A 13,467-nucleotide genomic window follows, 5' to 3' on the forward strand; every position below is an offset into this window, starting at 1 on the left:
GACTAGTTAAGTCGCGGCTCGAACAAGCCCCTGTACTTCGAATCCAGCTCATCGTAACGAATCAGTGTTTCACCATCACTTAGTTTCACACTGCCGCGCTTGAAATCGATGTCATAGATCGACTGGTCCGGAAACACCAGCGCAGCCCGGGGATCGTTGTGCAGCGTAATCATGTAGGCTGTGACGATCCGCATGCGCTCTGGATCAATCGGGTGCAGCAGACTGACGCCCCCCAGCTCGGTGACAGGCTCGACCCCCATCAATTCCAGCGCGCTCGGCACGATATCCGCCGCACTGACCGGCGCATCCAGCGCCGCCTTCACGGCACCGACCTGGCCCAGCGGCGGAAACACCAGCAGCGGATTACGGATCACTTCCGGGATAAAGTCGGCATGGAAGCGACTGCCCTGGTCACTGACATGTTCGCCGTGGTCACTGGCATAAAACACCCAGGTATTGGGGTCGATACGCCGCGCCTCCTCCACCAGCCGCGACAGATACATATCGGCATAGCGCACCGTATTGTCATAGGCATTCACACTGTTGGGGCCACCTTCCGGCAAGTAAATCTTGTAAGCCTGGGGTACCTGGTCGCTGAAGGGTGTGTGGCTGCCACTCATCTGGGTCACCAGCATAAAGGGCTCCTCCTGCTCGGAGACACGCTCCATGTAGGGCAGAATGCCCCGCTCCAGTACCTGCAGATCATCGGCTCCCACGGAAACCGATACGTCAGCACTGAAATTCACGCCCTGTTCGTAGTGATCCAGGTCCCCATCCACGAACAGCTCATCCAGATTGCGCCACTGGAAGTCCTGCGCGCTAATCAATGCCGTCTGGTAGCCTCCGCTCTTGGCATAATTGAACAGCGTGGGCACGGTATAGATCACGCCTTTGGGGTCTATCCCCTGCAGACCGGTCAACATGTAGGGCACGGACGTCAGGGTACGGGGCGACACCCCAACCGCATTTTGCATGGCCAGCATCTCGCCACGCTCCAGCATGGCCGAGAGCTGCGGCGTTGTGTCACGCGCGTAACCATAGAGCCCCAGGTGATCCCGATTCAGCGATTCGCCGATCACCACCACAATGTTGGGTACGCCAGCCCTGGCCTCCCTTGACGCCAGCAACGGCTTGGCCGGTTTGTCCAGAGCCTGGGCCTGGACCTCCAGGGCGCTGACCAGACTGCCGAGGTAGGCCACAGGCGCCATCTGGAAACTCGAGGTTCCGTACCAGTTCAGAGTTATGAGCAAAAACAACGGCACTGCCAATCCCCCGCTGATACAGCGGCGTAATATCGACGGACGGGCATCGAGCGACATCACCAGCGCCAGAATCAGCAGCACGGAAACCGCAACCCGGACCGAATGCCACAGCGATGCGGTCTGCGCGCCCAACTGCAACGACAACAAAGGGTCGGCGGCAAAAAAACGAAAATCAAACGCTGTAACGAATTTGCCATAGACACTGAAGTAAGATGCCTGGGCAAAGTAGGCGGCAACCAGCAGCAGTAACAGCAGGGCCCCGTACAAGGGCCTGCGACGCACCAGGCCGCGCACGCAATACAGCAGCGCCCAGAACGCCAGGGCGCTGAGAACAAAGTTCACGACAAAGCGCTTGCCGAAGAGATTCTCCGTCAGCCAGGCCCTGTCACGCACCATAAACAAATCCAGCAGGATCAGGAGCACCCACGCCAACAGCAATGTCGTGCGCGGAAACGCCGAACAGACCCGACAAAGCACATGCCAGGGCGATAGAAGGTATTGCGAAACGCACATAAACGATTGAAACCTGGATATTTAAAACTAGGTGATAAAGCACCGGTCGTTGCCAGAAAATCCCTTTCACCGATGCGGACACATGGCTGACCAAAAAACAGCCGCCAATGATAGCGACTTTCGATGCGACTGACATCAAATGCGCAGGCATTCGCCAGCTGTCGCCTGAACTTGCCCCTTTGGTATATAATCGGGCCCGAGAGAAACACTCTTCGCCGATTCCACAAACTTCAGTTGTACAGCATGCCCAGCAGCCTCCAACCCAGCACCAAGCCCGCGTCCGCCATCGAACACACCGAGCCCAATCGCCGCTTCTCGGTGGCCCCGATGATGGACTGGACAGACCGCCATTGCCGCTACTTTCACCGCCTGCTTAGTCGCAACGCGCTGCTATACACGGAAATGGTCACCACAGGCGCACTGATCCACGGCGACGCCAGGCGCTTTCTGCGCTACCAGGCCGCGGAGCACCCCATTGCACTGCAGCTTGGTGGCAGCGACCCACAGGCGCTGGCCCAGTGCAGCCGCATGGCCGAGGATCATGGCTACGACGAGGTCAACCTCAACGTCGGCTGCCCCAGTGACCGGGTGCAGAACAACATGATCGGCGCCTGCCTGATGGCTCACCCGCAGCTGGTAGCCGACTGCCTGGAACGCATGCAGAGCGCGGTCTCAATACCCGTGACCGTCAAGCATCGGCTGGGGATCGACGACATGGACAGCTATGAAGAGCTGCACCACTTCGTTGATGTCGTACGCGGATCAGGCTGCAGAACCTTTATCGTTCATGCCCGCAAGGCGATCCTGAAAGGCCTGAGCCCGAAGGAAAACCGCGATATACCGCCTCTGCGATACGAGTGGGTCTATCGCATCAAGCAGGCCTTTCCCGAGCTGGAGATCATCATCAACGGCGGCATCAAGTCGCTCGACGAATGCGACGCCCACCTTGAACAGGTCGACGGCGTCATGGTCGGGCGCGAAGCCTACCAAAACCCCTACAGCCTGCTGGCCGATGTGGATTCTCGACTCTATGGCGCCGCACCCGGTACCGTCAGCCGGCTGGAGGCACTGCAGCAGATGATCGCATACGCCGAACAGGAGCTCGGCGAGCGGGTGAACCTGGGGCATATTTCCCGCCATATTCTGGGCCTGTTCCACGCCCAGCGCGGCGGCAAGCAGTTTCGCCGCTACCTGAGCGAGAACGCCCACAAGCCCGGCGCCGGTCCCGAGGTACTCAGACAGGCAATGGAACGGATACCGGCTTAATCATTTCTATAAAGGACACACAGAGCATGCAAAGCCAGCTGGAACAATTAAAAGCCATCACCAGTGTCGTCGCAGATACCGGCGATATCGACGCCATTCGCCAGTTCAGACCCGTCGATGCCACCACCAACCCCTCCCTGCTGCTCAAGGCCGGACAGCACCCGGCCTATCGCCCCCTGCTGGAACAGGCCCGCGCCTGGGCCCAGAGCCTGGGCGGTGACAACCAGCAACAGCTCGGCAACATGACCGACAAACTGGCCGTCCTGATTGGGCTGGAAATTCTCAAGCTGGTACCCGGGCGCGTCTCTACCGAGGTTGATGCCCGCCTGTCCTTCGACACCGAAACCACCGTCGCCAGGGCTCACAGGCTCATACAGATGTACCAGGAAGCCGGCATCGACAAGGACCGCATCCTGATCAAGATTGCCTCCACCTGGGAAGGCATCCGGGCCGCCGAGAGACTGGAACGCGAGGGCATCAACTGCAACCTGACCCTGCTGTTCGGCTTCGCCCAGGCCCAGGCCTGCGCCGACGCTGGCGTCTACCTGATTTCACCCTTTGTTGGCCGCATCCTCGACTGGCACCGCAGCCAGCAGCCAGACGCTGACTTTAGCGGCGACAAGGATCCCGGCGTGGTCTCGGTGACGCGCATTTACAACCACTACAAACAGCACGATTATGGCACCGTCGTCATGGGCGCGAGCTTTCGCAATACCGGTGAAATCCAGGCGCTGGCCGGTTGCGACCGCCTGACCATCAGCCCGGCGCTGATGCAGGAACTGGACGCTACCCAGGCGCCCCTGGAACGGCGCCTGAGCCCGCAAACCGCCAGCAGCACCGACGCTCGTACGGCACTGCCTGAAAACAGCTATCGCTGGCAGATGAATGAAGACGCCATGGCAACGGAGAAACTGGCAGAAGGCATTCGCAACTTCGCCGCCGATCAGGTCAAGCTGGAAAAACTGCTGCTCGCACTCTAACGCAACCCGCCAGGAGCGGCGGCCATCGCTCTGCAAGGCGCCGGGGCATGCCAGCTCCAACAAAGAGACGCACAGACAGCAATGGAGGAAACACAGGACAACAAGCTGCCCGAACGGGCCTAGTGACGATGTAAACCGGAATATCGGCTGAACGTAAAAAAGGGCTCTCAGGCATCCTGCCATCGAGCCCCGTACCCGGCCTCCCTGCCGGTCGCCTCCCTGATCCGAGAGAAGCGAGTAACCGAGTTTGCATCCCTTCCCTGCACCGCATCCTTGCGACCTCAGTCTACAGCAGCAATTCTAGCGTTCTGGCGCCTGAATCCAATAGGCCAAATGCCTAAAAGCCCTCCAACGCCAGAAAACTCACGTCAGGGGTGGCACTCCAGCGTCGTCACCAGATCAACGAAAGCATCCCGGTTCGCCTCGTTCAGACTCATCAGCACCTTGTGGGCCTCGATAATACGATCCCGAACCGCTGCATCAGACTCCTGCACGAACGGCAGGCGCTCGAGATCCACCAGGCTGGTGGGCATGGTCTCCAGCAACAGGAAGATTCGCTCAAAGCCCATGGTAAGCAGGATGCGCGTGACATCCTCGTTGGTCGACACCAGGGTCGGCGCCTCCAGGGACAGGCGACTCGCACCCACGGCGAGCTTGGCAATCAAGCCCAGGGAGGTGCTGTCGATGGTATCGGTTTCGGTCAGGTCCACCAGAATATGCTCGACGTTCCCGAGCGCCAATACCTGCTCGAGATGACGATCGAGTGTCGTGCAGAGCGTAAGCCGCACCTCACCCACAAATTTCAAGACGTAACTGCCGCCCTCTCGGGCAAAAAATATCGAGCCTTCACGCATCAAGGGCGCCCCGGTACAAGGTCAAAATAGCAATATCATCCGGACAGCTGGCGGACCCCAGCACAGATTCCAGCAAATCGTCCGGCATTACCACACCCGCTGCGACCAGCTCGCGCAAGCGCTCTTCACGCTTGTCCAGCGAGCCTTCTTTAGCCATCACTTCCAGCACGCCATCCGAAAACAGCGTCAGTGAAAACGTATCCGCCAGATGCAGCTCATGCTCATCGAAAAACGGTTCATCAAACAACCCCACCGGCATGCCCCGCCCGGTCAGAAAGCGCGCCTCGCCCCCCTGGTTCAGCACAGGCATGGGATGATGACCACCCACGGCGTACTTGAGCGTCGAATTGCGCGCATCCAGAATCCCGGCAAAGATCGTGAAGTGCTTGCCAAGACCGGTATCGAGCAGCTCCCGGTTCAACACGTAGAGCGTCGAGGCTGGCGACAGCTCAGACAGCGGTGTGTCGCGCTGATGCGCCCGCAGCACACGATTGGTCATGTTCTTGAGCAGCACCGTGACCAGCGCCGACGAGGCACCGTGCCCGGACACATCCGCCAGATAAAACAGCGTCAGGTGATCGTCCAGCGGCGCCACATCGACAAAGTCACCGCTGAGCACCAGCGACGGCGTCAGATCATAGGCAAAACTGACCCCGCCGATGCTTTGCAGTTTCGCGGGGAGCAGATTCTGCTGTACCTGCTGGGCCGCCATCTGATCCTCGCGCAACTCATCAAGGCTGCGCTCCAGGCTTTCACGATAGCGATGCGCTGCCTCAAGCTGCGCGGCACGACTCAGCAGGCGCGACAACGTGGCAACAAACGCCTGTGCCTCATAATTCAGGCAGCGGTAGCTATAGATATCACTGGCGCCAGCACGCAGCCCGCTCAGCAGGTGCGCGGCATCCAGATCAGGCACCAGCGCCAGAACCGGCTTGGGGTGAAAGCGGATGCAGAGGTCATTCAGGGAACGCTCCGGCGGCAAGCGCTGCACATTGACCACTGCCAGCGAGAACTCGTAGTGCTCCAGCAAACTGTCGAGCGCCGCGGTATCGGATGCCTTGAGTATCTGAAGACGAAAAGCCTCGACCTGCTCACTTAATTCAAAGATCTGGTCGATAAGCTGAGTGTCGGACTCCACCAGCAGAATCCGGTGGCAGGGGTGACTCATAGAGTAGCCTGCAGTAGGAAAAGCCACATATTCATGAGCCTGCACACTACGCCCATTGATCTGAAGTTGCAACGCAAAGATCAGAAGTCCTGGGCATCGAAAGGCGCGTTTATTTGGCCATCATTTACCTGGTATTGCCGACGCTGCAGATAGGCATCGCGAATGAACAGGTAGCGGTCGCCACTGACCAGCCCTTCGGACTTCAGCAGCTCGGCGCGGGTATCAATCAGGCGCAGCGCGTACAGGCTGTTTCGGGTTGGCACATGCTCGACTTCGCCCACCGGGTCCAGGTAGCTGTCCGGCACCAGCGCCACACCATCACGCACGGAACTGGGCCCGAACAGTGGTAGCACCAGGTAATTGCCACTGGGTACACCCCAGTAACCCAGCGTTTGACCGAAGTCTTCGTTGTGCTTTTCCAGCCCCAGCGGCGTTGCCAGATCCAGCACCCCGGCCAGACCAAAGGTGGTATTGAGCGTAATCCGGGCCACATCGCTGGCCGCATCATGCAATTTGAACTGCAGCGTATTATTGACCAGGGTGCGCACATCCCCCAGGTTACCGAAGAAATTCGATACCCCCTGCTGCACCAGGTCCGGCGTAACGTACTGATAGCCCTGCGCAGCCGGCTTCAGGGCATAGCGATCCAGCACATCATTAAACTCGAACACCGTGCGGTTAAAACCTTCCCACGGGTCCGCCGAGGCGCCCTCACCCTGTTCGGCCGCGACCAGGGGCGCGCCGATCAACGCAGTGCAGAGAATAGCGGCCTTGCTGAATGTCATCGTCAATGCTTCCTTCACTAAACTCGATACCGTCAAATTATTCGCCCTTTATAGCATTTCGCACCTGCGCAAACCAGCAAACTGAACACCGGCAAAGCGCATCCAGCCCGCCAGACCCAAAGGCCAAACGCAAAAAGGGCCCCCTTGCGGGGGCCCTTCTGTCACAACCAATCACGCCAGGCGGATTAGAAGTTGACGTAGTAGCTCAGAGTAACGGTGTCGAACTGCTCGCCGCCATCTTCATCCAGTACGGTGTAAGCTGCTTTCACGCCGGCTTTCTTGCCCAGCGCGTATTCAGCCTGTACGCCGTAAGCGTCTTCATCAGAAGAAGAGTCGTAATCGTTCTGACCGTAAACAGCCTTCAGCTTGGCGTTGCCAATCTTGTAAGTCGCAGCGACAGCATACATTTCGTCTTCGTCAGTGCCATCATCAGCCTGCTCGTAGGTCAAACCTAGAGCCAGATCGCCGATATTGTAGCCAGCACCAACAACCAGCAATTCACTATCGGAAGCACCACTATCGACCAGAGCAGTATCAACGTAGTTGCCATCGATTTCGGTGTAGCCCACGGACAGGCTCAGGTCCATGATGGAGTAGTTGAAGCCCAGCATCCAGGCATCAACATCTTCTTCAGTATCAGCATTTCCACCATCGACCATCAGCTGAACGTAGGCTTCGAAGCCGGCCATCATCGGCGTTACGTAAGCAACGGAGTTACCGATACGGTCGTTGTTCATGTAGTTGTTGCTGGCAGCCATCAGGATGTCGGTGTAGCCTTCACCGGCTTCGGTCAGGCGGTTCTGACGACCCACCTGCACGATACCGAAGTCGCCAACCAGGCCGACGTTGGCTTTACGCATGGTAACGTCGCCTTTGACATTGCTACCATTACCGTCAGTCCCGACCAGATCGCCAAATTCATCTTCTTCGCTACCGTTGGCATCCAGGCGGAATTCGATCTGGTAAGTAGCTTTCACGCCATCCAGGTTTTCCAGGTCGGAAGAACCCTTAACACCGATTTCAGCCTTGTCGACATACAGGTTGGCATCGGAGTCTTCAGCGAACTGCAGACGGGTATCAACGCTACCGTACAGAGTGGCGTCAGCCTGAGCGACGATCGGAGCAGTCATGGCACCGGCGATAGCCAGAGCGATCAGTGACTTTTTCATCAACATTCCCCTTCAATGATTCAACTTACTAGTTGTGTACTCTAGTTTTTCTTAGTGCACCGAAGTGCTTCTAGGAAAGTACTATAAATCCTAAATATTTCAAACCAGTGAAAGTACTTTTTTGCTTTCTTTTCCCTTCAGCCTGGCCACTTTTTATAGCTGCGCACGCATTGCAACTAAAGGTTAAGTGCTCCCGTACCTCTTTTCAGCCTTGCCGGACTTCCTGCTGTACGTGCCGCTTTTTCAAAAAGCACATCCCCCCAGGAGTCCCTTACAACCACTTCGCAATAGCCAAACCGCAGGCATTACAGCATACCCGCCAGCGGCACGCAAGCCTGCCCGATGCCCCAGCCCCGGTCATTACCAACCCGCCTGACATCGGGCCTCCCCCTTGCATTTAATCCGACCCGGCGCCCAGGCATTCACCTAATAAAACATCGACGCTGTTACTGCACCCAGCCGAAACAAACCACATTAAGCCCGGCCTGCCAACGTCGCCTTGAGGCGCTTTTCTGGGTATCCAGCGCGATAATAAAGATGCCGGACACAGGCATTTATCTACCCGTTTGTTCGCAGAGCCAGCAAATCAGGCCTGCAATTGGCGCCACTGCTGCTGCAGGCGCTTGTCCGATACCGCCACCTGGGTGCCCAGCCCCTGGGCAAACAGGGATACGCGGTATTCCTCCAGCATCCAGCGAAACTCTTCGAGCGCCGGATCAAACACGCCCTGCGTCAGGTTTTTATCACGCAGACCTTTATAACGCTGCCAATACTGTTGCAACTGATCAGATAATAACCGTTCCCGATTAAGGTCCCGCTGGTACTTTTCCAGCCGCTTCTGTATTGCCTGGAGATACCGGGGGTAATGCTGCAGTTGCGCCCAGGGTGTAGTCAGCAGATATTCAGTTTTAATAAGTTCCGACAGCTGGCTTTTTATATCATTTAGCACTGTCACCGCCTGCAACGGGATGTTTCCACCCAGTGGCTTGCGTACCTGGTGATAATCGCGGTGGCAGTCGCGCACAAACTGGGCGAGCTGAACAACCTTTTCCCACAGGTCTGCCCGCGCCTGCTCCAGCCGGATTCGATATTCCGTTTCCGTGCGTGGCAAGGACTCATCCAGCTGCATCAATTGCATCAGCGCCTGCATCAGGATGGCATCCGTCAGCCGCGCCTTGTCAAACTGGGCACCGCCGTACAGCAGGGCCTCGTTCAGGTGCGGCATTTCACGCCTGGCGTAACGCACCGGGGCCGCCAGCTCCAGCATGGCCAGGCGTGCAATCCCCAGGCGCGACTCGGCCTGTGCCTGATCAGGGGATGCACAGACATGCAGCTCAACGCTGCTGCCACAGTCGCGCAGGCCCGGATAAGCCGCCAGCCGGATACCCCCGGCCTGGCGCAGCTCCACGGACTCGGGCAAATCGCCGAAGTCCCAGCTCAGCAAGCCACTGCGCCCCCAGCTGTCCCCCGGCCCTTCACGCAATGCCGCCTCAGCCTGTTTGCCAAACTGGCTCGACAGGGTTTCCAGGTCCCGCCCGACCCCGAGCTGCTTGCCTTTGGCGTCCAGCAAGCGGATGTTCATGCGCAAATGCTCATCCAGCTCCACCGCCCGCAGTTCGGCGGGATCCACCCGCGTGCCGGTTTTGCGGCGCAAAAACAGGCTCAGCGCCTCGTACAGGTCGCCATCCGCAAACACTACCTGCTCGGTGAAGGCACGCACATAGTCAGGAATGGGCACAAAGTGCTTGCGCTGCTGCTTGGGCAAGCCCTTCAGAATGGCAATGCACTTGCCCTCCAGCATCCCTGGCACGAGCCAGTCCGGCCGGCGTGGCGTTACCGTGTTCAACAGTGCCAGCGGCAGGTCCAGCGTCACGCCATCGCTGTCGGTACCGGGTTCGAACTGGTAATTCAGCTGCAGGTCGACGGTATCGAGTCGCATCCGCGGCGGATAGTCCCGCGCCGTGACATGGGCGGCCGAGCGCTGCAGTACATCCGCCTCGGTAAAAAACAGCAGCTGGGGATTCTGCTTTTCGGCACCCTTGCGCCAGTGTTCGAAGCCCGCGCCATTGACGATATCCGCGCCACCGTGCTCCGCCAGGCGCCGGGCATAAAAATCGAACAGGCTGTCTTCATCCACCAGCAGGTCGCGACGGCGACTTTTGGCTTCCAGCGCCTCCACCCCCTCGAGCAACTGGCGGTTGTGACTGAAGTACTTCGCCTGGGTCTGGTACTCCCCCTCCACCAGCGCACTGCGAATGAATATTTCATGACAGGCCTCGGGATCGATAGGGCCGTAGTGCACCTTGCGCCGCGGCACGATGATCAGCCCAAACAGCGTAACCTGCTCACTGGCGACCACCTGGGCACGTTTTTTCTCCCAATGCGGCTCAAGATAGCTGCGCTTCACCAGGTGCCCGGCCAGCGGCTCGACCCATTCGGGCTTGATCGCCGCATTCATGCGGGCAAACAGGCGCGAGGTTTCGACCATTTCCGCCGACATCACCCATTTGGGTGCCTTCTTGAACAGGGTGGACGCCGGAAACAGGTGGAAGCGGCGGTTACGCGCCCCCAGGTATTCCCGATTTTCCTGCCGCATGCCGATCTGGCTCAGCAAGCCGGCGAGCAGGGACCTGTGCAACGGCTCGTATTCCGCAGGCTTGGTATTTTCGCTCAACTTCAATTGTCGACTGATAAGATGAAGCTGGCGGTGCACATCGCGCCACTCGCGCATGCGCAGGAACGACAGGAAGTGCTTCTGGCAGTATTTGCGCAGCTGGTTCTGACTCAGTGCCTGGCGCTGCTCTTCATACAGGTTCCACAGGTTGAGCATGGTCAGGAAATCCGACTCGTCGTCCGCGTACTCGCGGTGCTTTTCATCCGCGGCCTGCTGCTTGTCCAGCGGGCGTTCGCGCGGGTCCTGGCTGCTCAGCGCACTGGCCACCACCAGCACCTCGCGCAGGGCGTTCTGCCTGGCCCCCTCCAGCACCATGCGGCCGATGCGCGGATCCACCGGCAGTTGCGCCAGCTGCCGCCCGAGTGGCGTCATGCCGCGGGCAGTATCCACCGCGCCGAGTTCTTCGAGCAGCTTGAAACCGTCATTAATAAAGCGGCTGTCCGGCGGGTCTATAAAGGGAAAGTCGGCGATATCACCCAGGCGCAGGCTGAGCATCTGCAGGATCACCGCCGCGAGATTCGTGCGGCGAATCTCCGCGTCGGTAAAGCGCGGACGCGCCTCGAAGTCCTCTTCAGAGTAAAGCCGAATGCAGACACCTTCCGAAATACGCCCGCAGCGCCCCATGCGCTGATTGGCACTGGCCTGGGACACCGCCTCGATCGGCAGACGCTGTACCTTGGCCCGGTAGCTGTAACGGGAGATTCGCGCCTGTCCGGGGTCGATCACATAACCGATGCCCGGCACCGTGACCGAGGTTTCCGCCACGTTGGTGGCCAGCACGATACGCCGGCCGGCACCGCGTTGCGCCTGGAAGACCCGGTTCTGCTCCGCCACACTCAGGCGCGCATAGAGCGGCATCACTTCGGTATCGCGCAGCTGTGCCCGGCGCAGCACCTCAGCGGTTTCACGGATTTCCCGCTCGCCACTGAGAAAGATCAGGATATCCCGCGCACTGTTACTGCGCCGGCTGCGGGCCAGATCGGTGATTTCTTCCACCGCCTCCAGGATCGCCTGCTGCTGATCCACATCCGGCTGGTCTTCGCCGCGGTCATTCAGCGGCCGGTAAAGTACCTCCACCGGATAGGTACGCCCCGAGACTTCGATGATCGGGGCATTGTCGAAATGCCGCGAGAAACGTTCCAGGTCGATCGTTGCCGACGTGATGATGACCTTAAGGTCCGGCCGTTGCGGCAAGATCCGCTTCAGGTAGCCGAGCAGGAAATCGATATTGAGACTGCGCTCATGGGCCTCATCGATGATGATGACATCGTAGCGCTGCAGCAGGCGGTCATGCTGTGTTTCGGCCAGCAGGATACCGTCGGTCATCAGCTTGACCAGGGTATGGTCGGACACCTGCTCGGTGAAGCGCACCTGATAACCGACCTGGTCACCCAGGGTGCAGTTCAGTTCCTCAGCAATGCGGGTCGCCACGGTGCGCGCCGCCAGCCGCCGGGGCTGGGTATGGCCGATCAGCCCGCGCACCCCCAATCCCAGTTCCAGGCAGATTTTTGGCAACTGGGTGGTCTTGCCCGAGCCGGTTTCACCGGCAATCACCACCACCTGGTTTTCCATGATCGCCTTGCCGATTTCCTCGCGCCGGGCCGATACGGGCAGGTCTGGGTAGTTAACGGTGCCGACACGGGCGGCCCGGGCTGCTACCTGGGCCGCCGAGCGTTCCAGCGCCGGCACCAGCTGGGCCGCCAGCCGGTCTGCAGGCAAGCCCTTGCGCAGACGCTGCTCCAGCTGCTGAAACTTTCGAAGAAGCTCGGAGCGATCCTTGCACTGACACAGCGCAAGCTGCTGACGGAGGTGTTCAATATCGATAGTCACGAATGGGCTACAGTCGTTCAGTCTGAAAGAGGGAGCACATTATAAAGGAGACCGTGCAGGGATACACGGGCACGGCCTCGCCACCCGACGCAAGTTCCGGCTTTCGTGCCAGGAGAGCAGGTTAGGCTTCGTGTCCGCCGCTGCGCCCGCCTAAGCGCTGGCCACCGGGACCGCCTCACGCCGGGCCACCACCAGGCCATCCCTGAACACGCACAGCTCGCCGGTTTGCAGCGCCTGCCAGGCCTCGTTGTCGGTCAACGGGTCCGTGGCGATCACGGTCACCACATCCAGCGGCGTGGTTTCATCGCAAAAGTCCACCGTCAGTTCATAGTCCTTGAGCCTTGCCTCGCCAAAAGGCGCCCGGCGCGTCAGCCAGGACAGCTTGGTCGTGCAATAGCAAAACAGGTAACGGGACTCGGTCAGCAGCATGTTGAACACGCCGAAACCGCGCAGGCGATCGCAGAGCCCACCGATAAAATCGCTCAGCTCGCCGATATCATCAGGCTCCTGCGGGAAGCGCTGGCGAATCTGCCCCAGCAACCAGCAAAAGGCATACTCGCTGTCGGTGGTGCCGATGGGGCGGTAGAATTCCAGGGGCAGCTCATAGAGCTGCGCATCCAGCTGCCCGTTGTGGGCATAGGACCAGCTGCGCCCCCAGAGTTCACGGGAGAACGGATGGGTGTTTTCCAGGCAGATCTGCCCCACATTGGCCTGGCGGATATGACTGATCACGATGTGACTCTTGATCGGGTGACTGCGCACCAGGCGCGCAATTGCCGACTCCACGCTCGGCGCCGGGTCATGGAAAAAGCGCACGCCCCGCCCTTCGTAAAAGGCGATACCCCAGCCATCGCGGTGCGGACCGGTTGCGCCACCACGCTGCATCAGCCCGGAGAAGCTGAAACAGATATCGGTGGGCACATTGGCACTCATTCCCAAGAGTTCACACATCGATAAAGCCCTGTT

The 13,467-nt window shown here is 59.3% G+C and carries 10 protein-coding genes; 2 read left to right on the forward strand and 8 right to left on the reverse strand.

The window, feature by feature from the left end:
- Nucleotides 1-2: 2 nt before the first annotated feature.
- Both KDW95_RS09295 and KDW95_RS09300 read right to left on the reverse strand, forming a co-directional pair.
- On the reverse strand, nucleotides 3-1,658 hold the full coding sequence (locus tag KDW95_RS09295; RefSeq protein ID WP_255855992.1) for a phosphoethanolamine transferase: 1,656 nt from the start codon (nucleotides 1,656-1,658) through the stop codon (nucleotides 3-5).
- Nucleotides 1,648-1,926 (reverse strand): hypothetical protein, encoded by a 279-nt coding sequence (locus KDW95_RS09300; RefSeq protein WP_255855993.1) that lies wholly within the window; start codon nucleotides 1,924-1,926, stop codon nucleotides 1,648-1,650. The genes KDW95_RS09295 and KDW95_RS09300 overlap by 11 nt, the downstream gene beginning before the upstream one ends.
- A gap of 92 nt (nucleotides 1,927-2,018) precedes the next feature.
- On the opposite strand from KDW95_RS09300, the gene dusA reads away from it, so the two are divergent.
- The gene (gene dusA / locus KDW95_RS09305) at nucleotides 2,019-3,041 is read left to right on the forward strand and encodes a tRNA dihydrouridine(20/20a) synthase DusA (RefSeq protein ID WP_255855994.1); all 1,023 of its coding nucleotides are present in this window, start codon (nucleotides 2,019-2,021) and stop codon (nucleotides 3,039-3,041) included.
- A 26-nt stretch (nucleotides 3,042-3,067) separates the two neighbouring features.
- Nucleotides 3,068-4,021, forward strand: coding sequence for a transaldolase (tal, locus tag KDW95_RS09310; protein WP_255855995.1), 954 nt, complete (start codon nucleotides 3,068-3,070; stop codon nucleotides 4,019-4,021).
- A gap of 368 nt (nucleotides 4,022-4,389) precedes the next feature.
- On the opposite strand, the gene KDW95_RS09315 is transcribed toward tal, so the two are convergent.
- From KDW95_RS09315 to KDW95_RS09340, 6 genes are all read right to left on the reverse strand, one after another.
- Entirely contained in the window at nucleotides 4,390-4,875 is a 486-nt protein-coding gene (locus KDW95_RS09315; RefSeq protein WP_255855996.1) for an STAS domain-containing protein, read from the reverse strand.
- Nucleotides 4,868-6,043 carry a PP2C family protein-serine/threonine phosphatase gene (locus tag KDW95_RS09320; protein ID WP_255855997.1) on the reverse strand — a complete coding sequence of 392 codons (1,176 nt, stop codon included), beginning with the start codon at nucleotides 6,041-6,043 and terminating at the stop codon, nucleotides 4,868-4,870. Before KDW95_RS09320 ends, KDW95_RS09315 begins: the two co-directional genes overlap by 8 nt.
- An 80-nt stretch (nucleotides 6,044-6,123) precedes the next feature.
- A complete protein-coding gene (locus KDW95_RS09325) occupies nucleotides 6,124-6,828 on the reverse strand; it encodes an MlaA family lipoprotein (RefSeq protein ID WP_255855998.1) in 705 nt (234 codons plus the stop codon).
- A gap of 185 nt (nucleotides 6,829-7,013) precedes the next feature.
- Nucleotides 7,014-7,997, reverse strand: coding sequence for a porin (locus KDW95_RS09330; RefSeq protein WP_255855999.1), 984 nt, complete (start codon nucleotides 7,995-7,997; stop codon nucleotides 7,014-7,016).
- A 586-nt stretch (nucleotides 7,998-8,583) separates the two neighbouring features.
- Nucleotides 8,584-12,501 (reverse strand): ATP-dependent RNA helicase HrpA, encoded by a 3,918-nt coding sequence (gene hrpA, locus KDW95_RS09335; protein WP_255856000.1) that lies wholly within the window; start codon nucleotides 12,499-12,501, stop codon nucleotides 8,584-8,586.
- A gap of 150 nt (nucleotides 12,502-12,651) precedes the next feature.
- Nucleotides 12,652-13,452, reverse strand: a complete 801-nt coding sequence (locus KDW95_RS09340; protein ID WP_255856001.1) for a class II glutamine amidotransferase — start codon at nucleotides 13,450-13,452, stop codon at nucleotides 12,652-12,654.
- Nucleotides 13,453-13,467: the final 15 nt, after the last annotated feature.

This window comes from Marinobacterium rhizophilum (assembly GCF_024397915.1).
Taxonomy (GTDB): domain Bacteria; phylum Pseudomonadota; class Gammaproteobacteria; order Pseudomonadales; family Balneatricaceae; genus Marinobacterium_A; species Marinobacterium_A rhizophilum_A.

What these genes read in the sequence shown, in the direction of transcription:
- KDW95_RS09295 (WP_255855992.1), bottom strand. Translation starts at nt 1,658, where the DNA reads ATGGTGCGTGACAGGGCCTGGCTGACGGAGAATCTCTTCGGCAAGCGC.
- KDW95_RS09300 (WP_255855993.1), bottom strand. Translation starts at nt 1,926, where the DNA reads ATGCCTGCGCATTTGATGTCAGTCGCATCGAAAGTCGCTATCATTGGC.
- dusA (WP_255855994.1), top strand. Translation starts at nt 2,019, where the DNA reads ATGCCCAGCAGCCTCCAACCCAGCACCAAGCCCGCGTCCGCCATCGAA.
- tal (WP_255855995.1), top strand. Translation starts at nt 3,068, where the DNA reads ATGCAAAGCCAGCTGGAACAATTAAAAGCCATCACCAGTGTCGTCGCA.
- KDW95_RS09315 (WP_255855996.1), bottom strand. Translation starts at nt 4,875, where the DNA reads ATGCGTGAAGGCTCGATATTTTTTGCCCGAGAGGGCGGCAGTTACGTC.
- KDW95_RS09320 (WP_255855997.1), bottom strand. Translation starts at nt 6,043, where the DNA reads ATGAGTCACCCCTGCCACCGGATTCTGCTGGTGGAGTCCGACACTCAG.
- KDW95_RS09325 (WP_255855998.1), bottom strand. Translation starts at nt 6,828, where the DNA reads ATGACATTCAGCAAGGCCGCTATTCTCTGCACTGCGTTGATCGGCGCG.
- KDW95_RS09330 (WP_255855999.1), bottom strand. Translation starts at nt 7,997, where the DNA reads ATGAAAAAGTCACTGATCGCTCTGGCTATCGCCGGTGCCATGACTGCT.
- KDW95_RS09340 (WP_255856001.1), bottom strand. Translation starts at nt 13,452, where the DNA reads ATGTGTGAACTCTTGGGAATGAGTGCCAATGTGCCCACCGATATCTGT.